This is a genomic window from Zobellella denitrificans, from assembly GCF_002407485.1.
GTDB lineage: Bacteria > Pseudomonadota > Gammaproteobacteria > Enterobacterales > Aeromonadaceae > Oceanimonas > Oceanimonas denitrificans.
Genome location: NZ_CP012621.1, coordinates 1,588,768 through 1,606,367 on the forward strand (window position 1 = coordinate 1,588,768; position 17,600 = coordinate 1,606,367).

Below are 17,600 nucleotides of genomic sequence, written 5' to 3' on the forward strand. Positions count from 1 at the left end.
AATAACTTATTTCGTTTTACAGAATAACCGCTAATTTCGCCGGGGGAGCTATGTTACCTTTTTGTTCAAGCTTACTTACATCTATCTTTTGTTAGTGGAATCGGGCAGACGGAAGCTGCCCATTTTTTTTGCCCGCCTGTTACTCTTCTTCACTCTTGTCCTGCCAGTTCCTCACCCAGGTTGACGCCAGCCGTTCGCGCATGTGCTTGTCGATGAACTCGATAAAGGTATTGAGCCGTACCGGCGCCAGTTCGCGGTTGTGATACACCATGTGGAAGGGACGCTTGCCGCCCAGCCAGGCCGGCAGCACCGGCCGCAGCAGACCGGCGTTCACATGGTGGGCCACATAGTGCTTGGGCACGTTGACGATGCCCAGCCCCTGGATGGCGGCCTTGACCGCCGACTGCATCTGGTTGACCGACAGCCGGGCCACCGGTTTCAGATGGAAACGGCGACCGTCCTCGTGGGTCAGCTGCCAGTTGCGGTGCGGCCAGCACTGGATGATATGGTGCTGATCCAGCTCTTCCGGCAGCAGCGGCATGCCCTGGCGCTGTACATAGTGGGGAGAGGCGAACAGGCCGTAGTGCACTTCGCCCAGGCGGCGGGCGTGCAGGCTGGAGTCGGGCAGTTCGCCGCTGAAGAACACCACGTCCAGATCCGTGTCCAGCAGGCTGGTATAGTCGTTGCTTTGCAGCAGATCGATGCGGATGGCCGGGTACTTGAGGCAGAACTCGGTGATGCCGTCGATCAGGAAGGTGTTGGAGATGGCGATGGGGGCCGCCACCTTGATAAGGCCGCTCATGTGCTGGCTCTGGCCCTGGATATCGCCGGTGACCTGCTCCATCTCGGTGAGCAGGGGGTTCAGCCGCTCGAAGTAGCGCCGGCCCTCCTCGGTGAGCTGCAGCTTGCGGGTGGTGCGGCTCAGCAGTTTGCAGCCGAGCGACTGCTCCAGCGCCGATATCCGCCGGCTGAGGGTGGCGGTGGGCATGCCCAGCTGGGCGGCGGCATGGGAAAAGCCGCCCTGTTGCACGACTTTGACGAAGAGATAGAAAGCGTCCAGGTTTTTCATGGGGCAGGCCGGGGTTCCGTTGGTGCCGTGGAGAATGTGAACTGGGCGCACTCTATGCGAGGGGCACGTCCAGATCCAGTTTTTTTGGCCGACGGAAGTCGACCGGACACTGCGCCGTTGGTGGATGGCCCATTGAAATGGACCCTACCGCCAGCCCGGCGTCCGCCGTAGATCAAGACGGCTGCAGGTAGCGGCGCAGCAGGGCCACGAACTCCGGCGGCTCCCGGTCCAGGTTCGACTCGTGCACCAGCAGATCGTAACCGTAAAGCTCGCGCATGTGGGTCATGCGGTGGCCGAGCATGGCGGCCAGGCCCTCGTAGTGGCGGCCGCTGGCCGAGCGGTAGTGGTTGTCCTCCACCAGCCAGTCCTGCAGCCGGTGGCGGCTGATCGCGCCGTGGCGCAGGGCCATGGCCAGCAGGGGCCGCTGATCGTTGAGCATGTGCACCGTCAGCCGTGGCGTCATCAGGGGCAGGAATTCGTCGTAATCGCGGATCTTGATGCCCACATAGGGCAGCTCCACCAGATCCAGCCCCTCGTGCAGCCGGGGCTGGTCGACACGCACTATGTTGTTCCAGTGCAGGCTCCAGCCGCCGATCTTGTGGTGAAAATGCAGGTTGTCGGCGCTGAGGGAAAAGCTGTAGGGCGGCTCCCTGAGTTTGAGCACGCCCAGCACCGTCATCACCAGGCCGGCGAGAAAGAGGAAGATCACCACCAGGTGGCCGCGCCCGCCCAGCCAGTACAGCACCCCGGTCAGCACCAGCATCACCGCCACGCCCGCCAGGGTGAGGGCCAGGCCATGGCGGCGCGACATGGGCTCTATGTGTTGGGTTTCCCGCACCGTCTCTCCCATTTGGGGCTTGATTCCATTAAGGTGATGATACACAAAGACCGCCAGCAAGAGGTAAAAATGACAACCGCCATCGAGGTGATGCGCCGTCACAGATCCATCCGCAAGTTCACCGGAGAGCCCCTTTCCCCCGGGCAGCGGGAGGCCATCATGGCCGCCGCCCAGGCCGCCCCCAGCTCCAGTTTCCTGCAGGCCTCGGCGGTGATCTGGGTGACCGATCCCGAGCTGCGTGCCCGCCTGGTGCCCCTGTGCGGCAACCAGGCCTACGTGGCCGGGGCCGCCGAGTTCTGGGTGTTCTGCGCCGATTTCCACCGCCACCTGCAGTGGGTACCCGAGGCCAAGACCGGCTTTGCCGAACAACTGCTGATCGGTGCCATCGACACCGCCCTGATGGGGCAGAACGCGCTGACGGCGGCGGAGTCCCTGGGGCTGGGCGGGGTCTTTATCGGCGCGGTGCGCAACCATCCCCATGAACTCAGCGCCCTGCTCGGGCTGCCCAGGGGCGTCATCCCCCTGTTCGGGCTTTGCATCGGCCATCCGGCCCAGGATCCCGAGCCCAAGCCGCGGCTGCCCGCGGCCCTGATGTTCTTCGAGAACGGCTACCCGGCGCACCAGGACGAGGCGCTGATGCGGGACTACGACGAGCGGGTGCGCCACTATTACCGCACCCGTACCGGCGGCAACAAGGAAATGAGCTGGACCGGACAGATAGGTGAAACCCTGGCCAGGGAGGCGCGCCCCTTTATGCTGGAGTTCCTGCACCACCAGGGCTTCTGCCTGCGCTAGCCGGGGGGAGGGTGGTCAGGCTTCGGCCTTGTCGGACAGCTTGACCACCAGCAGATCGCAGCCGTCGATATCGAGGAAGCCCACGGTATGGGAAAACAGGTGGCCGAGGAAATGGTGCTCGAGCTGATGGCCGCAGATCAGCAGGTCGGCGTTTTTTTCCTTCACCGCCAGGCGCACCGCCTGGCGGACATCGCCGCTGGGAAGTGAGACGCTGCTGATGTGGTGCTGGGTGTCCGTCAGCATCTTCATGATCTCGTGGCCGCTTTCCAGCCGCAGCTTTACCTTGAGCTGGCGCAGATCCATGTTCAGGCTGCCCACGTAGATACCGCTCACATCCGGCTCCACGTGCACCAGGTGCAGTGCCGCCCCGTGGCATTCGGCCAGTTCCACCGCCCGCTTGAGCAGCGGCTTTTCCCTGTGGTTGAGCTCCAGGGCCACCAGAATATTACGATAAGGCATGGGTGCCTCCTTTGAGCCGGCGGCACCATGCCCGCCGGTGACTACAGCCAGGATGTCGCCATATGGGTCACTATCAGCCCGCCGATGGCCAAATGCAAGAACAAGGTGGCGGCCAGCGCCAGGGGCTTCCAGCCCACGGCCCTGAGTCCTCCCAACTGGGTGCCCAGCCCCAGGGCCGCCATCGCCATGGTCAGGGCCCAGGTATCCAACTGCACGACAAGGTCACGCCACAAGGGCGGCAGGCTGACCAGGGAGTTGAACAGCACCACGGCGATAAAGCCGAAGGCGAACCAGGGCAGGGGCGCGCGCACCGCCCTGGTGCCGCTCTTGCGGCCGAGCCAGCTGCCCAGCACCAGCAGCACCGGCGCCAGCATCATTACCCGGGTCAGCTTGGTGATCACCGCCGTTTGCGCCACATCATCACCCATGGCGGAGCCGGCGGCAACCACCTGGGCCACTTCATGCACGGTGGCGCCGGTATAAATGCCCATGGCCCGGGGCGAAAGGCCGAGCCAGGGGTAGATCAGCGGATACAGGAACATGGCCAGGGTGCCGAACAGTACCACTGTGCCGACCGCCACCGCGGTTTGCTGCGGGCGCGCGCGCACCACCGGCTCGGTGGCGAGGATGGCGGCGGCACCACAGATGGCCGAGCCCGCACCCACCAGCAGGCTGGTGGGCGCATCCAGGCCCAGCCAGCGCCGGCCCAGCCAGTAGGCCAGCCCCAACGTCGAGAGCAGCATCACCGCATCCACCAGCAGGGCGCCGGTACCGACTTCGGCAATCTGCTGCAGGCTGATGTGAATGCCGTAGAAGGCGACCCCGAGGCGCAGCAGCCGCTTTTTGCAGAACTCCAGGCCGGGCTGCCGCTCGCCCTGGGCCAGCCGGGGCCACGCATTGCCCAGTACCAGGCCCAGCAGGATGGCGAAAATCAGCGGGCTGATACCGGTGTCGAACTGCCGGGCCAGCAGCAGGCTGGCGGCGGCCAGCAGGCCGGCGAGGCTGATCCCCTGAACGATGGCAAACATGACATTATCTCCCCGAATGGCAGGAGGCCAGTCTATGTCGGCACTGAAATTAATAAAAATTGAAGCTTTTTATTTAAATCATCAATAAAACTGATTTATAGATCTTGTTCACAATTACCCTTAATTTTGTATACTCACTGACAAAGGGAAGGCGTCTGTGCTACGCTTGCGCCAATTGGGAGGGCTGTAGATGATCCTTATTTTTACCTTGCTGGCACCCCTGTCCGGGGCACTCTTCTATATCGCCGCGCTGCAGTGCGCCTTGCCGCCGCGCCGCTGGGCACTGCTCGGCTGCCTGTTCGGTCCCGCCGTGCTGCCGTTGTTTATGGCCAGGCGCCGCTGGTCGCTGCTTTGCGCCAGGGGCCGAAGCTACAGCCTGCTCCGGGCCTGATTTGATCTCGCGCAAGGCCGCTTCCCGGCCTTCTGCTAAACTGCCCCTCTCGGGATCTGTTTGGAGCATGTTATGAGTGCACTGGAAAAATTAATCTGGAACGTCTTGGGCTATACCGCCATGCCATTGATTTTTTTGACAGGTTTTATCGGGGTATCGGTGGTGACCTGCCTTATCCTGTTGTGGATGGACAAGCAGAAGGGCTGAGTGCGGCTTTGTTGATTGAGATCAAGCCAAGTCCCGGGCCGCGGGCGTAAGCTCAAACCCGTTGGCGCCACGTCAACAACCTGATGATCACCTGGGTGATCTCAGATTCTGGTTTCTGTTCACTCGTTAGTATGTAATCTTTTCAACTGGCCGCCCGGCCAGTTTTTTTTTGGCGCGCCGTCACCAAAGTGTCATCAAGCACGGGCACACTCTGGTCCCGCCGGTGCCGTACTGCTCCGCGTTTTGTTGCCCAGATCCGAAAAGGCGAATGATTTTCGGTGGACTTGTGTTCTTTATGTTATAGCTAAGGTAAGAACGAACAAAAGAGTTCCCGCCATCTGGTTAAAGGGTGAGCTGGATCCTTGAGCACAACAAAACGCAGGGGTATTATGCCCGCCGTTGAAAAGGCGGGTTCGCCTGAAAGTGAGGTGGAGATGAATATCTTTATCATGCGCCACGGCCAGGCGGCACCGGAAGCATCCAGCGATGCTTTACGGCCTTTGACCGGACAGGGAAGGGATGAGACCTGTTTGATGGCGCAATGGCTGGCACAGCAAGTGCCGGCATTTGATCGTGTGCTGGTCAGTCCTTATCTGCGTACCAGGCAAACCTGGCAGCAGGTATCCAAGCATATAACCGGAACCCAGGTGGAGTGCTGCGAAGAGCTCACTCCCAATGCCGACGCGGACATTGCCGCCAGCCTGCTGCTGGCCTATGGCGAGCTGCACCGGCAGGACAACCTGCTGGTGGTGAGCCACATGCCGCTGGTCGGTTTTCTGGTCGAGAGTCTGTGCCCGGCAACCATGGCGCCGATTTTCGTGACCTCGGGTATTGCCAAAATTATCCTCGAGCAGGGCCAGGTGCCCGTGTTCAACTGGCTGGAGGGGCCGCACAATATCCGGCCCCATTATGAACAGCCTTGCCATCTGCTCGGGTCTTTAGGGTAAAAGATAATAAGGAAATAAGCAGAGGTGAATTATGCGTATCTTCAAGAAATATCAGCCTTTGTTGATTGCCAAGTACGTCAAGACCTTCTTCAGCGGCCGCCTGTACATCCGGGGCCGCGGCGCCTTCCTGTACGCCAAGGGGATGTTGGTGATGCCGGAACACGCCGATGAACGCCACCGCGTGACGGTGCAGGAAATCAACCGCCTGATCGGCCGGCTGCAGGCGCCGCAAACCGCCTGATTCTCCGCGTAAGCGGTCAACCATGTTGAAAGGCCGGACAGCTCCGGCCTTTGTCGTTTCTGATGCCCCGCCGCCGACGCCGGGTTCATGCGGGCGGGCCGGCCGCGCCCCAAGGGCCGTTCCGGCACCGGTGTTGGGTTTTCGCTCGAATAAATTCGACCCTACAGGTGACCCATCTGCAGAGTCCGCCGTAGGTCCTTTGTAGGGGCCACTTCAGTGGACCATTGTCGCATTCGATGTAGATTCAGATTTCGGTCTTGAGCAATACCAAGAGGGCGGCGTCGCCACCCCATTCCCGGGTGGCCTGGTGGAAGGCCAGCACCTGGGGATGCTGGGCCAGCCACATGGGCAGCCGCTGCTTGAGAATATGCTTGCCATGGCCGTGCATGATGGACACGCACTTCACGTGCTGGCGGCGGGCCGCCAGCAGCAGGGCCGACAGCTCCTCCTTGGCCTGCTCCTGGGTCAGGCCGTGCAAGTCCAAAAACAGATCCGGCACATAATCGCCCCGGCGCAGCTTTTTCAGCTCATAGGCGGAGGTGTCCGCCTGGCGGTAGCGGGTGGGCCCTTCCTGCTCCAGCCAGGGCTCGTAGAGATCGGAAAAGGGGTGGGCCTCGGCGTTGTCCTTGCGCACCAGCTGGCGCTGCGCTTTCACCTTGACCGGCGCCCGGTGCGGACTTATGGTATCCTGCTTCAATTTGCGGACACCCCGCACCGCTTCCTTAAAGAGCGCCTGTTCGTCGTCTTCGGGGGGAGGGGTGGTGGCCATGTCTGCGTCCGATTAGTCAAAAACAGCCATTTTATCGAGGCGGAGGGGTTTTGGACACGCTTTTTCATGACGAGGCGCTCACCGAGCTGCACACCATAGGCGACTGGTTGCGGTTTGCCGTCAGCCGTTTTCAGCAGGCCGGCCTGTTCTACGGCCACGGCACCGACAACGCCTGGGACGAAGCGGTGCAACTGGTACTGCCGCTGTTGCACCTGCCGCAGGATTGCCCGCCCCAGGTGCGCGATGCCCGCCTGCTGCCGAGCGAGCGCAAGCGCCTGCTGGAGGCCCTGCAACAACGGGTCGAGCAGCGTATCCCCACCCCCTACATCACCCGCACCGCCTGGTTCGCCGGCTATGAATTCTATGTGGACGAGCGGGTGCTGATCCCGCGCTCGCCCATCGCCGAGCTGATCGACGGCCGCTTCGCCCCCTGGCTGGATCACGAGCCCCGCCGCATCATGGACTTGTGCACCGGCTCCGGCTGCATCGCCATCGCCCTGGCCCACGCCTTTCCCGAGGCCGAAGTGGACGCCCTGGACATCTCCCGCGAGGCGCTGGACGTGGCCGAGATCAACATCCAGAACCACGGCCTGGAGCAGCAGGTGATCCCCATCGAGTCGGACCTGTTCTCGGCCCTGCCGGCGGGAGACCAGTACGATCTGATCGTGGCCAACCCGCCCTACGTGGACGAAGAGGACATGAGCGACCTGCCCGAGGAGTTCCACCACGAGCCCGAGCTGGCCCTGGCCTCCGGCGTCGACGGCCTGGACTTCACCCGCCGCCTGCTGGCCCAGGCCTGCGACTTTCTCACCGAAGACGGGGTGCTGGTGGTGGAAGTGGGCAACAGCCAGATCCACCTGGAAGCCGCCTATCCCGAACTGCCCCTGTCCTGGATCGAGTTCGCCAACGGCGGCCACGGCGTCTTTGTGATCAGCCGGCGCGACCTTTTGCCCTTTCGGAACCAGTTTTAATCGCGGTTTTGCAAGCAGAACCCTAGTGGCAGCGAGCGGGTATCGCTGAGCAGACCCTTCGCGCCAGGGATAGCGCGGCGGAGCCCCCAGGGACGGGTTTACGGCGTGTCTGCGTGCGATACCCGGTCGATGCACGGTATTTTGGATCAGTTACTTAATTTTACTACTAAGGAAATCCAGCTAATGGCAGGGAACAGTATCGGAACCCTCTTTCGTGTCTCCACCTTCGGCGAGAGCCACGGCCCGGCCCTGGGCGCCGTGGTCGACGGCGTGCCTCCGGGCATCGAGCTCAGCGAGGCGGATCTGCAGCATGATCTGGACAGGCGCAAGCCCGGCACCTCCCGCTTTACCACCCAGCGGCGGGAAGCGGATCAGGTCAGGATCCTGAGCGGCGTGTTCGAAGGCAAGACCACCGGCACCTCCATCGGCCTGCTGATCGAAAACACCGATCAGCGCTCCCAGGACTACTCCGCCATTAAGGATCTGTTCCGGCCGGGGCATGCCGACTACACCTACCACCAGAAATACGGCATCCGCGACTACCGCGGCGGCGGCCGCTCCTCGGCCCGGGAAACCGCCATGCGGGTGGCCGCCGGCGCCATCGCCAAGAAGGTGCTGGCCCGTTACGGCGTGTCCATCTATGCCCACCTGACCCAGCTCGGCCCGATCAAGGCCGAGGCCTTCGACCAAAGCATCATCGAAACCAACCCCTTCTTCTTCGCCGACGCCGGCAAGCTGGAGGCGCTGGACGAGTACATGCGCGAGCTGAAAAAAGAGGGCAACTCCATCGGCGCCAAGATCCAGGTGGTGGCCCAGGGCGTGCCCGTGGGCCTGGGCGAGCCGGTGTTCGACCGGCTGGACGCCGACCTCGCTCATGCCCTGATGAGCATCAACGCGGTCAAGGGCGTGGAGATCGGCGACGGCTTCGCGGTGGTGGAGCAGAAGGGCTCCGAGCACCGGGACGAGCTCACCCCCGAGGGCTTTGCCAGCAATCATGCCGGCGGCATACTGGGCGGCATTTCCAGCGGCCAGGACATAGTGGCCAGCATCGCGCTCAAGCCCACCTCCAGCATCATGGTGCCGGGCAACACCATAGACGTGCAGGGCAACCCCACCGAAATGGTGACCCGCGGCCGCCACGACCCCTGCGTCGGCATCCGCGCCGTGCCCATCGCCGAGGCGATGATGGCCATAGTGCTGCTCGACCACCTGCTGCTGAACCGGGCCCAGAACGCCGAGGTGGCGACCACTACGCCCAAACTGTAAGTCGAATTTATTCGACCGCGCGCGGCACCACCCCACCTGTAGGGTCGAATTTATTCGACCGAATCCGGCGCCGGTGGTGGTATTGGTCTTGGGGGGCGGGTGGCCCGCCCGCTTAAACCCGGCGCCGTGCCTCTTGTGTACCCACCCCAGCCGGGTAAAATAGCGGCCCTGAATCGAGGGCCGCTTTTTATTATGTCATTTTGCTACCGGGATCTGATTTCCCTGTTTAACCAAAGCTTCGCCGACACGTACAATACCCGCCTCGAGCTGGGGAACGACGAGCCCATCTACCTGCCGGCCGACGCCGAAGTGCCGTACCATCGCATTATTTTTGCTCATGGTTTTTTCGCCAGTGCCCTGCACGAGGTGGCCCACTGGCTGCTGGCGGGGGAGGCGCGCCGACAGCAACCGGACTACGGCTACTGGTACCATCCGGACGGCCGGGATGCCGAGGCCCAGGCCGCCTTCGAGGCGGTGGAGGTGAAGCCCCAGGCCATCGAATGGGCGCTGTCGTTGTGCTGCGGTTTTCCCTTTAACGTGAGCTGCGACAACCTGAATGGCTGCGTGGATCCGGATCGCCACGCCTTCCGGGCCCGGGTGCGGGAGCAGGCGCTACGCTACCTGGCCGGGGGTTTTCCGGCCCGGGCCCGGATCTTTATGGACGTGCTGCGGCAACACTACGGCCGGCCGGGCCTGAGCGCGGCGGACTTTGACTGACAGAGGAAGGCGGATGTTCAAGATTGGCCTGATTATCAACCCCCTGGCGGGCCTGGGCGGCAGCGTGGCCCTCAAGGGCAGCGACGGCATGGCCGAGCAGGCCCTGGCCCTGGGCGCCGAGCCCCGGGCCCTGCAGCGCAGCAGCCTGGCCCTGGCGGAGCTGGTGGCGCTGAAGGATCATGTCACTATCTACACCGTGTCCGGCGACATGGGCGAAACGGTGTGCCGCTCCCTCGGGCTGCCGTTCGAGGTTTGCTACCAGGCCGCCAGTCCCAGCACCGCCGAGGACACCCACCGGGCGGTGCCGCTGCTGGTGGCGCAGGGCATCGATCTGCTGCTGTTCGCCGGTGGTGACGGCACCGCCCGGGACATCTGCGCCGAGGTGCCGGAGCGGCTGTGCGTGCTCGGCATCCCCGCCGGGGTGAAAATCCACTCCGGGGTGTACGGCGTCACTCCCGCCGGCACCGGCCGGCTGCTGGCCAGGCTGGTGCGTGGCGAACCGGTGAGCCTGGTGGAAGCGGAGGTGATGGACATCGACGAGGCCGCCTTCCGCGAGGGCCGGGTGCGGGCCCGCCGTTACGGCGAGATGCTGATCCCCGGCGAACTCAATTATGTGCAGGCGGTCAAGGTCGCCGGCAAGGAATCCGCCGAACTGGTGCTCACCGACATCGCCGACGAGGTGATCGAACGCATGGAAGAGCACGACGACTGCTACTTTATCATGGGTTCGGGCACCACTGTGGCGGCGGTGATGGAGCGGCTCGGCCTTAACAATACCCTGTTGGGCGTGGATCTGGTGTACCAGAAACGCCTGCTCGCCTCGGATCTGGACGCCAGAGGCCTGTATGAATGGATCAAGGACAAACCCTGCAAGCTGGTGATCACCCTGATCGGGGGCCAGGGCCATATCTTCGGCCGTGGCAATCAGCAGCTTAGTCCCCAGCTCATCCGGGCCGTGGGACGCGACAATATCTGGCTACTGGCGACCAAATCGAAGCTCAATTCGCTGCAAGGGCGCCCGTTGCGAGTGGACACCAATGATCCCGCACTCGACCGCGAACTCGGCGGCCTGATCCGGGTGATCACTGGCTATCATGATGAAGTTCTGGTCCGGGTGGCAAACCCGGAAGACGAGGCTCAATAGATGAACATTTTTGAATTCGAACGCCTGCTGCTGGCGGAAATAGACGCCCAGGTGGCCGACGCCAGCGACGATCAGCTGTTCGCCGGCGGCTACCTGCGCGGGCACATCACCCTGGCGGTGGCCCAGAGCGAGTTGTCCGGCCGCAACCATATCCGGGATGTGAAAGCCAGGGTCAAAACCAGCCTCAACCAGGCCATCTTGAGCGGCGAGCTGAACGACGAGGATCAAAAGCTGGTTCTGGGCTACTGGACCCGGCTGGTGGACAAGGTGGAGCGTCAGGCCGCCGCCGCCGAATAAGCGGGACAAAGCACAAAAAGAAAGGCCGGCGCCTGTAAAGGCGCCGGCCTTTTGCATTTATTTGCCGGCTTGCGCCGGATTTGCCAAGGGGCGGTTGTAGGGTCCATTTCAATGGACCAATCCTGCCCCCGGTGCCGGGTTCGGTCGAATGAATCCGACCTTGCGGGGCCGTGTTAGTCCAGGATAATGCCCCGGTGCTTGAGGGCCGCGATGATTTCATCGGCGGCGGCTTCGGCGCTGAGGGCGGTGGTATCCAGGCGGATTTCCGGGTTCTCCGGCTGCTCGTAGGCGGAGTCGATGCCGGTGAAGTTCTTCAGCTCGCCGCGGCGGGCCTTTTTGTACAATCCCTTCACGTCACGCTCTTCGGCCACCGCCAGCGGGGTGTCCACGTGCACCTCGATAAACTCGCCCTCGGCCAGCAGCTCGCGCGCCATCCGGCGCTCGGAGCGGAACGGCGAGATAAAGGCGGTGAGCACAATCAGGCCGGCGTCCACCATCAGCTTGGACACTTCCGCCACCCGGCGGATGTTCTCCACCCGGTCGGCGTCGGTAAAGCCCAAGTCCTTGTTCAGGCCGTGGCGCACGTTGTCGCCGTCCAGCAGGTAGGTGTGGCGGCCCTGGGCGTGCAGCTTCTTCTCCACCAGGTTGGCGATGGTCGACTTGCCGGCGCCGGACAGGCCGGTAAACCACAGCACCGCCGGCTTCTGGCCCTTGGCCAGGGCACGCGCTTCTTTATCCACGTCCACGTGCTGGAAGTGGATGTTCTGGCTGCGGCGCAGGGCGAAGTGCAGCATGCCGGCGGCCACGGTGGTGTTGCTAAGCCGGTCGATCAGGATAAAGCCGCCGGTGTCCTTGTTGTGCTGGTAGTCGTCGAAGGCGATGGCCCGGTCCAGGCTGATGTTGCACACGCCAATGGCGTTGAGCTCCAGCTTCTTGGCGGCGGTGTGCTCCAGGGTGTTGACGTTCACCTGGTACTTGATGTCGGTGATGGTGGCGGTGACCGTCTTGGTGCCGATCTTCAGCAGGTAGGGCCGGCCCGCCAGCATGGCGTCTTCGTGCATCCACACCAGGGTGGTTTCGAACTGGTCGGCGGTTTGCGCCGGCTCCTCGGCGGTGGAGATGACGTCGCCGCGGGAGATGTCGATTTCGTCGGTGAGGGTCAGGGTTACCGACTGGCCGGCCACCGCCTGGGGCAGGTCGCCGCCGTGCACCACAATGCGGGCCACGTGGCTCTCTTTGCCGGAGGGCTGCACCCGGATGCGGTCGCCGGGCTTGATGATACCGCTGGCCACGGTGCCGGAGAAGCCGCGGAAGTCCAGGTTGGGGCGGTTGACCCACTGCACCGGCAGGCGGAAGGGGGCCTTCTGCATGCGGGTGTCGTCCACTTCCACGGTTTCCAGGTAGCCCATCAGGGTGGTGCCGTGGTACCAGGGCATGTTGTCGCCGTGGGTGATGATGTTGTCACCCTTGAACGCCGACATGGGGATATAGGTGATCTGCTTGAGCCCCAGTTGCTCGGCGAACTGGCTGTATTCTTCCACGATGGTGCGGAAGGTCTTTTCGGAATAGCCCACCAGGTCCATCTTGTTGATGGCGACCACGATGTGGCGGATGCCGAGCAGCGACATCAGGTAGCTGTGGCGGCGGGTCTGGGTGAGGATGCCCTTGCGCGCGTCCACCATCAGGATGGCGGCGTCGGCGGTGGAGGCGCCGGTCACCATGTTGCGGGTGTACTGCTCGTGTCCGGGGGTGTCGGCCACGATGAACTTGCGCTTGTCGGTGGAGAAGAAGCGGTAGGCCACGTCGATGGTGATGCCCTGCTCGCGCTCGGCGGCCAGGCCGTCGACCAGCAGGGCGAAGTCGATCTCGTCCCCCTGGGTGCCCCATTTCTTGGAGTCGGCCTCCATGGCGGCGAGCTGGTCTTCGAACAGCATCTTGGACTCGTACAGCAGCCGGCCGATGAGGGTGCTCTTGCCGTCGTCGACGCTGCCGCAGGTGATAAAGCGCAGCAGGCTCTTGTGCTCGTGCTGCTTCAGGTATTGCTCGATATCGGTGGCGATGAGGTCGGATTGGTGCGCCATGATTAATAATCCTCTTGTGCCTGACTCCCAGGCGCCGCCTGGGAATATATAGATGTTGTTTGCCGGCGCCGTGTTCGGTCGAATAAATTCGACCCTACGGGCCGCGCCGTAGGGGCCACGTCAGTGGACCGTGCCGATAACGGCGCCGTGGTCGGGTCGAATACATTCGACCCTGCGACTAAAAGTGTCAGAAGTACCCTTCCTGCTTTTTCTTCTCCATCGAGGCGGCGGAGTCGTGGTCGATGACCCGGCCCTGGCGTTCGGAGGTTTTGGTGAGCAGCATTTCCTGGATGATGGCGGGCAGGGTGTCGGCCTCGGACTCCACGGCGCCGGTGAGCGGATAGCAGCCCAGGGTGCGGAAGCGTACCTTCTTCATCATCGGCACTTCACCGGGTTTGAGCGGCATGCGCTCGTCATCCACCATGATGAGGGCGCCGTCGCGCTCCACCACCGGGCGCTCGGCGGCGTAGTACAGGGGCACGATGGGGATCTGCTCCAGGTAGATGTATTGCCAGATGTCGAGCTCGGTCCAGTTGGAGAGGGGGAAGACGCGGATGGACTCGCCCTTGTGCTTGCGGGCGTTGTACAGCTTCCACAGCTCGGGGCGCTGGCTCTTGGGGTCCCAGCGGTGCTGGGCGGTGCGGAAGGAGAAGATGCGCTCCTTGGCGCGGGATTTTTCTTCGTCGCGGCGGGCCCCGCCGAAGGCGGCATCGAAGCCGTACTTGTCGAGCGCCTGCTTGAGGCCCTCGGTTTTCATCACGTCGGTATGAATGGCGGAGCCGTGGGTGAAGGGGTTGATGTCCTTCTCGATGCCCTCGGGATTGATGTGCACCAGCAGATCCATGCCGAGCTTCTCGGCCATCTGGTCGCGGAAGGCGTACATGTCGCGGAACTTCCAGCGGGTATCCACGTGCAGCAGGGGGAAGGGGGGGACCGACGGATAGAAGGCCTTCATCGCCAGGTGCAGCATGACGGCGCTGTCTTTGCCCACGGAGTAAAGCATGACCGGGTTTTCGGCCTCGGCCACCACTTCCCGCATGATATGGATACTTTCGGCTTCCAGCCGTTGCAGGTGCGTCAGATTCATAATGCTACTGTTCTCGCCTATGGATTATGCTAATAACTAAATGTTATAGATATTCAGTATGTCCAGTTTATTTGATATATGATTACAATGATAGCCCTGCTTAAAGAGCGAGTGGTTATATATGTCAGCCTATTTGGTATTAGCATCAATCGGAGCCTTGTTGGCCTTGCTGATACAAGGACGTTTTTCGCCGGCGGTGCTGTTTACCTCCTGGGCCGTGGGTTATGTGTTGCTGGGGGTGGTAGAGCAGCAGGCGCTGCTGGGCAGCTTTTCCAACCCGGCGCTGATCACCCTGCTGGTGCTGCTGCTGGTGTCGCTGGCGCTGGAACGCTCGCCGCTGCTCGACCGGTTTTCCGATGCCCTGCTCAAGGGCCGGGAGTCGCTGGCCAGCCTGCGGCTGATGGGCGTTACCGCCACCCTGTCTGCCTTTCTCAATAATACCGCCGTGGTGGGGTCATTGCTCGGGGTGATTTCGCGCCAGCGCTATATTCCCGCCTCCCGCTTGCTGATCCCGCTGTCTTACGCCTCCATTTTCGGCGGCGTCACCACCCTGATCGGCACGTCCACCAACCTGGTGGTGAATTCCTTCGTGGTGAACGCCGGCCTGCCGCCGCTCGGCATGTTCCAGTTTGCGGCGGTGGGCGTGCCGGTAGCGGCGCTGTGCCTGCTGGGGCTGTTGTTCAGCGCCCGCCTGCTGCCCCGCCACTCCATGCAGGACCGGGAGGCGGCTCAGGCCTACTTTCTCGAGGCCCAGGTGATGCAGGGGTCGCCGCTGATCGGCCGCAGCATAGAGGCCAACCAGTTGCGCAGCCTGGACGGCCTCTTCCTGTTGGAGCTGGTGCGCCAGGAGCGGCTGCTCAGCCCGGTTTCCCCCGACGAGATCCTGCTGGAAGGGGACATCCTGGTGTTTACCGGCGAGGTGGAGAAGGTGCAGGCCCTGCAGCGCTTTGCCGGTCTGCAGGTGTTCGGTGCCCAGGCCGACGATCTGCTGGCCTCCAACCTGGTGGAGGTGGTGATCTCCAACGAGTCGGAGCTGGCCAAGCGCACCCTGCGGGAAGTGGATTTTCGCACCATGTTCAACGCCGGCGTGGTGGGCATCCGCCGCGGCCAGCGCCGGTTGACCGGCCAGTTGGGCCAGATCCCGCTCAAGGTGGGCGACAGCCTGCTGCTGGCGGTGGGCGCGGATTTTATGCAGCATCGCAATATCGACCGCAACTTCCATGTGCTGAACGGCACCCTGCAGCGGCCCAAGCTCAGCAACCGCCAGAGCCTGTTCGCCTTTACCGGCTTTGGCGCCGTGATCGGCCTGGCCGCCCTGGGGCTGGTGCCGCTGCTGAACGGTCTGCTGATCCTGCTGGCGGCGCTGCTGCTGAGCCGCATCCTCACCCTGAGCGAGCTGCGCCGGCGCTTTCCGTTCGAGCTGATGCTGATCATCGGCTCGGCCCTGACCGTGGCCAAGGCGCTGGAAAGCTCGGGCGGCGCCCAACTGGTGGCCGACACCATGCGCACCCTGTTCGACGGTTACGGGGTGTACGGCGCCTTTATCGGGGTGTTTTTGATCACCCTGGTGCTGACCGAAACCGTCACCAACAACGCCGCCGCCGCCCTGGCCTTTCCCATCGGCCTTTCCACCGCCCAGGCCTTCGGCGCCGAGCCCATGCCTTTTATCATGGCGGTGGCCTTCGGCGCCAGCGCCTGCTTTATGGTGCCCTTCGGCTACCAGACCCACCTGATGGTGTATTCCCCCGGCCGCTACCGCATGCTGGACTACCTGAAGGCGGGGCTGCCGGTCAGCCTGCTCTACTCGGCGGGCGTGCTTATCCTGGTGCCCCTGGTGTTCCCGTTCTAGCCTGGGGCGCGGGCGGCTCACTCGCATGAGGCCTTGGGGCGCGGGCGGCCCGCCCGCATAAGGGTGGCACCGAGGTGTAGGTTTGTATCGCTGTAGGTACAGCTGTAGGTGCCGCTTTAGCCGGCATAACCCGGCAAAGGTTCGCGCTGCGCGCGAAGGCAGGCGGGCCGCCAGGCACAACCTGCGTAGCCGCCGGTTCGCGCCACGTAAACGGGCGCCTACAACTGCAACGAGCCAGGCTGAGAGAAAAGAATAGGGGGATAAAACGGCAGAAAATTGGAGGTGGCGCCCGCCAGCCGCATCCCGGCACTCGAAGATCCTCGCCTTGGCTGCTCCCTTCCGGGCCTGACCAGGTCGACAAGGTTTCGATGCGAGAGGACCAACGGGGCCACCATCGAAGAGCGGCCAGTCTAGCAAAACCCCTTTTGAATGCAACCCTTGCCGGCGCGACTGCTGCTTTATTGCCCTGGGCCCCGCCGTTGGACCTTTGGTAGGGTCGACTTCAGTCGACCGAATCCCGGCACCGTGATGGAAAAGGTCCGTTGAAACGGACCCTACGGCAGGCCCGGCGCATTTTGTAGGGTCGTCGTAGGGTCGAATTTATTCGACCGAACCCCGGCGCCGTTGGTGGAAAAAGGTCCACTGAAGTGGACCTACGGTGGACCACGGTGCCCTGGCCGATCAGCCGCGTGCTTCCAGGGTATAGCCCATGCCGCGCACCGTCTGGATCAATTTGGGCTCGAAGCCGTCGTCGATCTTGGCGCGCAGCCGGCGGATGGCCACGTCGATCACGTTGGTGTCGCTGTCGAAGTTCATGTCCCATACCAGGGAGGCGATCAGCGAGCGGGGCAGCACCTCGCCCTGGCGGCGCACCAGCAGCTCCAGCAGGGCGAACTCCTTGTTGGTGAGATGGATGCGCTCGGCGCCCCGGCTGACCCGGCGCCGGGAGAGCTCCAGGGTGAGATCGGCCACCTGCAGGCGGTCATCCTGGGGGGCGGCGCTGCCCCGGCGCAGCAGGGAGCGCACCCGGGCCAGCAGTTCGGCAAAGGCGAAGGGCTTGACCAGGTAGTCGTCGGCGCCGAGTTCCAGCCCCTTGACCCTGTCTTCCACGCTGTCGCGGGCGGTCAGGAACAGCACCGGCACCTGCCGGCCCTCGTCGCGCAGCGACTGCACTATGCGCCAGCCGTCCACGTCGGGCAGCATCACGTCGAGGATGATGAGATCGTAGGGTTCGACCATCGCCAGGTGGTGGCCATCCAGCCCGGTGCGCGCCAGATCCACCACAAAACCGGCCTCGCTCAGCCCCCGGTGCAGGTAGTCCCCGGTTTTGATTTCGTCTTCTATGACCAGCAGTTTCATCAACGGATTCATCATGGTGTTCGGTGCGTTAGCTTTAGCACGGCCGGGGTGTCAGCTCAAGGCTAGCCCCGCGACCTGACCCGTT

The 17,600-nt window shown here is 63.2% G+C and carries 19 protein-coding genes and 1 other RNA gene; 11 read left to right on the forward strand and 9 right to left on the reverse strand.

Annotation, left to right across the window (positions count from 1 at the left end):
- Positions 1-139: 139 nt before the first annotated feature.
- Both AN401_RS07600 and AN401_RS07605 read right to left on the reverse strand, forming a co-directional pair.
- Positions 140-1,069 carry a LysR family transcriptional regulator gene (locus AN401_RS07600; RefSeq protein ID WP_094039555.1) on the reverse strand — a complete coding sequence of 310 codons (930 nt, stop codon included), beginning with the start codon at positions 1,067-1,069 and terminating at the stop codon, positions 140-142.
- A 172-nt stretch (positions 1,070-1,241) separates the two neighbouring features.
- Positions 1,242-1,919: a DUF2982 domain-containing protein gene (locus AN401_RS07605; RefSeq protein WP_096778986.1), complete on the reverse strand. Its 678-nt coding sequence runs from the start codon at positions 1,917-1,919 to the stop codon at positions 1,242-1,244.
- 57 nt (positions 1,920-1,976) lie between these two features.
- Between AN401_RS07605 and nfsA the strand changes: the two genes are divergently transcribed.
- Entirely contained in the window at positions 1,977-2,702 is a 726-nt protein-coding gene (gene nfsA / locus AN401_RS07610; protein ID WP_096780325.1) for an oxygen-insensitive NADPH nitroreductase, read from the forward strand.
- Positions 2,703-2,717: 15 nt separating this feature from the next.
- Here nfsA and AN401_RS07615 read toward each other — a convergent pair whose 3' ends face one another.
- Positions 2,718-3,161, reverse strand: coding sequence for a universal stress protein (locus AN401_RS07615; protein WP_094039557.1), 444 nt, complete (start codon positions 3,159-3,161; stop codon positions 2,718-2,720).
- A gap of 41 nt (positions 3,162-3,202) precedes the next feature.
- Positions 3,203-4,189, reverse strand: coding sequence for a YeiH family protein (locus AN401_RS07620; protein ID WP_096778987.1), 987 nt, complete (start codon positions 4,187-4,189; stop codon positions 3,203-3,205).
- Between the two features lie 190 nt (positions 4,190-4,379).
- Between AN401_RS07620 and AN401_RS07625 the strand changes: the two genes are divergently transcribed.
- The 4 genes from AN401_RS07625 to AN401_RS07640 all read left to right on the forward strand — a co-directional run bounded on the left by AN401_RS07625 (position 4,380) and on the right by AN401_RS07640 (position 5,975).
- Positions 4,380-4,580, forward strand: a complete 201-nt coding sequence (locus AN401_RS07625; protein ID WP_094039559.1) for a hypothetical protein — start codon at positions 4,380-4,382, stop codon at positions 4,578-4,580.
- Positions 4,581-4,652: 72 nt separating this feature from the next.
- Entirely contained in the window at positions 4,653-4,787 is a 135-nt protein-coding gene (locus AN401_RS07630; RefSeq protein ID WP_094039560.1) for a TIGR02808 family protein, read from the forward strand.
- Positions 4,788-5,221: 434 nt separating this feature from the next.
- Positions 5,222-5,734, forward strand: a complete 513-nt coding sequence (sixA, locus tag AN401_RS07635) for a phosphohistidine phosphatase SixA (RefSeq protein WP_094039561.1) — start codon at positions 5,222-5,224, stop codon at positions 5,732-5,734.
- A 31-nt stretch (positions 5,735-5,765) separates the two neighbouring features.
- The gene (locus tag AN401_RS07640; protein ID WP_094039562.1) at positions 5,766-5,975 is read left to right on the forward strand and encodes a DUF1107 domain-containing protein; all 210 of its coding nucleotides are present in this window, start codon (positions 5,766-5,768) and stop codon (positions 5,973-5,975) included.
- Positions 5,976-6,219: 244 nt separating this feature from the next.
- Here AN401_RS07640 and smrB read toward each other — a convergent pair whose 3' ends face one another.
- Positions 6,220-6,744, reverse strand: a complete 525-nt coding sequence (gene smrB, locus AN401_RS07645) for an endonuclease SmrB (RefSeq protein WP_094039563.1) — start codon at positions 6,742-6,744, stop codon at positions 6,220-6,222.
- A gap of 50 nt (positions 6,745-6,794) precedes the next feature.
- Here smrB and prmB point away from each other — a divergent pair, with 50 nt between their 5' ends.
- The 5 genes from prmB (at position 6,795) to AN401_RS07670 (ending at position 11,139) form a co-directional block, all read left to right on the forward strand.
- Positions 6,795-7,715: a 50S ribosomal protein L3 N(5)-glutamine methyltransferase gene (gene prmB, locus AN401_RS07650; RefSeq protein ID WP_096778988.1), complete on the forward strand. Its 921-nt coding sequence runs from the start codon at positions 6,795-6,797 to the stop codon at positions 7,713-7,715.
- A gap of 183 nt (positions 7,716-7,898) precedes the next feature.
- The gene (aroC, locus tag AN401_RS07655; protein WP_094039565.1) at positions 7,899-8,981 is read left to right on the forward strand and encodes a chorismate synthase; all 1,083 of its coding nucleotides are present in this window, start codon (positions 7,899-7,901) and stop codon (positions 8,979-8,981) included.
- Positions 8,982-9,173: 192 nt separating this feature from the next.
- Positions 9,174-9,698 (forward strand): elongation factor P hydroxylase, encoded by a 525-nt coding sequence (locus AN401_RS07660; protein WP_096778989.1) that lies wholly within the window; start codon positions 9,174-9,176, stop codon positions 9,696-9,698.
- 13 nt (positions 9,699-9,711) lie between these two features.
- On the forward strand, positions 9,712-10,842 hold the full coding sequence (locus tag AN401_RS07665) for an ATP-NAD kinase family protein (protein WP_094039567.1): 1,131 nt from the start codon (positions 9,712-9,714) through the stop codon (positions 10,840-10,842).
- Complete coding sequence (locus AN401_RS07670) at positions 10,843-11,139, forward strand: YfcL family protein (RefSeq protein WP_094039568.1); 297 nt, start codon at positions 10,843-10,845, stop codon at positions 11,137-11,139. It begins immediately after the preceding gene.
- 173 nt (positions 11,140-11,312) lie between these two features.
- Here the strand turns inward: AN401_RS07670 and cysN are convergent, their stop codons facing one another.
- Positions 11,313-13,220 carry a sulfate adenylyltransferase subunit CysN gene (cysN, locus tag AN401_RS07675; RefSeq protein ID WP_094039569.1) on the reverse strand — a complete coding sequence of 636 codons (1,908 nt, stop codon included), beginning with the start codon at positions 13,218-13,220 and terminating at the stop codon, positions 11,313-11,315.
- Positions 13,221-13,407: 187 nt separating this feature from the next.
- Positions 13,408-14,307 (reverse strand): sulfate adenylyltransferase subunit CysD, encoded by a 900-nt coding sequence (cysD, locus tag AN401_RS07680; RefSeq protein ID WP_094039570.1) that lies wholly within the window; start codon positions 14,305-14,307, stop codon positions 13,408-13,410.
- 166 nt (positions 14,308-14,473) lie between these two features.
- Here cysD and AN401_RS07685 point away from each other — a divergent pair, with 166 nt between their 5' ends.
- Positions 14,474-16,156: an SLC13 family permease gene (locus AN401_RS07685; protein WP_232513403.1), complete on the forward strand. Its 1,683-nt coding sequence runs from the start codon at positions 14,474-14,476 to the stop codon at positions 16,154-16,156.
- A 287-nt stretch (positions 16,157-16,443) separates the two neighbouring features.
- Here AN401_RS07685 and ffs read toward each other — a convergent pair.
- Together ffs and AN401_RS07695 are read right to left on the reverse strand one after the other, a co-directional pair.
- An RNA gene (ffs, locus tag AN401_RS07690) (signal recognition particle sRNA small type) lies at positions 16,444-16,541 on the reverse strand.
- 296 nt (positions 16,542-16,837) lie between these two features.
- Positions 16,838-17,515 carry a heavy metal response regulator transcription factor gene (locus AN401_RS07695; RefSeq protein WP_094039572.1) on the reverse strand — a complete coding sequence of 226 codons (678 nt, stop codon included), beginning with the start codon at positions 17,513-17,515 and terminating at the stop codon, positions 16,838-16,840.
- Positions 17,516-17,600 lie beyond the last annotated feature (85 nt).

Excerpts from the sequence above, each read along its gene's own strand:
- aroC (WP_094039565.1), top strand. The coding sequence starts at position 7,899 with ATGGCAGGGAACAGTATCGGAACCCTCTTTCGTGTCTCCACCTTCGGC.
- smrB (WP_094039563.1), bottom strand. The coding sequence starts at position 6,744 with ATGGCCACCACCCCTCCCCCCGAAGACGACGAACAGGCGCTCTTTAAG.
- AN401_RS07670 (WP_094039568.1), top strand. The coding sequence starts at position 10,843 with ATGAACATTTTTGAATTCGAACGCCTGCTGCTGGCGGAAATAGACGCC.
- AN401_RS07625 (WP_094039559.1), top strand. The coding sequence starts at position 4,380 with ATGATCCTTATTTTTACCTTGCTGGCACCCCTGTCCGGGGCACTCTTC.
- AN401_RS07605 (WP_096778986.1), bottom strand. The coding sequence starts at position 1,919 with ATGGGAGAGACGGTGCGGGAAACCCAACACATAGAGCCCATGTCGCGC.
- sixA (WP_094039561.1), top strand. The coding sequence starts at position 5,222 with ATGAATATCTTTATCATGCGCCACGGCCAGGCGGCACCGGAAGCATCC.
- AN401_RS07660 (WP_096778989.1), top strand. The coding sequence starts at position 9,174 with ATGTCATTTTGCTACCGGGATCTGATTTCCCTGTTTAACCAAAGCTTC.
- nfsA (WP_096780325.1), top strand. The coding sequence starts at position 1,977 with ATGACAACCGCCATCGAGGTGATGCGCCGTCACAGATCCATCCGCAAG.
- AN401_RS07665 (WP_094039567.1), top strand. The coding sequence starts at position 9,712 with ATGTTCAAGATTGGCCTGATTATCAACCCCCTGGCGGGCCTGGGCGGC.
- AN401_RS07695 (WP_094039572.1), bottom strand. The coding sequence starts at position 17,515 with ATGAAACTGCTGGTCATAGAAGACGAAATCAAAACCGGGGACTACCTG.
- AN401_RS07600 (WP_094039555.1), bottom strand. The coding sequence starts at position 1,069 with ATGAAAAACCTGGACGCTTTCTATCTCTTCGTCAAAGTCGTGCAACAG.
- cysD (WP_094039570.1), bottom strand. The coding sequence starts at position 14,307 with ATGAATCTGACGCACCTGCAACGGCTGGAAGCCGAAAGTATCCATATC.
- AN401_RS07630 (WP_094039560.1), top strand. The coding sequence starts at position 4,653 with ATGAGTGCACTGGAAAAATTAATCTGGAACGTCTTGGGCTATACCGCC.
- cysN (WP_094039569.1), bottom strand. The coding sequence starts at position 13,220 with ATGGCGCACCAATCCGACCTCATCGCCACCGATATCGAGCAATACCTG.
- AN401_RS07640 (WP_094039562.1), top strand. The coding sequence starts at position 5,766 with ATGCGTATCTTCAAGAAATATCAGCCTTTGTTGATTGCCAAGTACGTC.
- AN401_RS07615 (WP_094039557.1), bottom strand. The coding sequence starts at position 3,161 with ATGCCTTATCGTAATATTCTGGTGGCCCTGGAGCTCAACCACAGGGAA.
- AN401_RS07620 (WP_096778987.1), bottom strand. The coding sequence starts at position 4,189 with ATGTTTGCCATCGTTCAGGGGATCAGCCTCGCCGGCCTGCTGGCCGCC.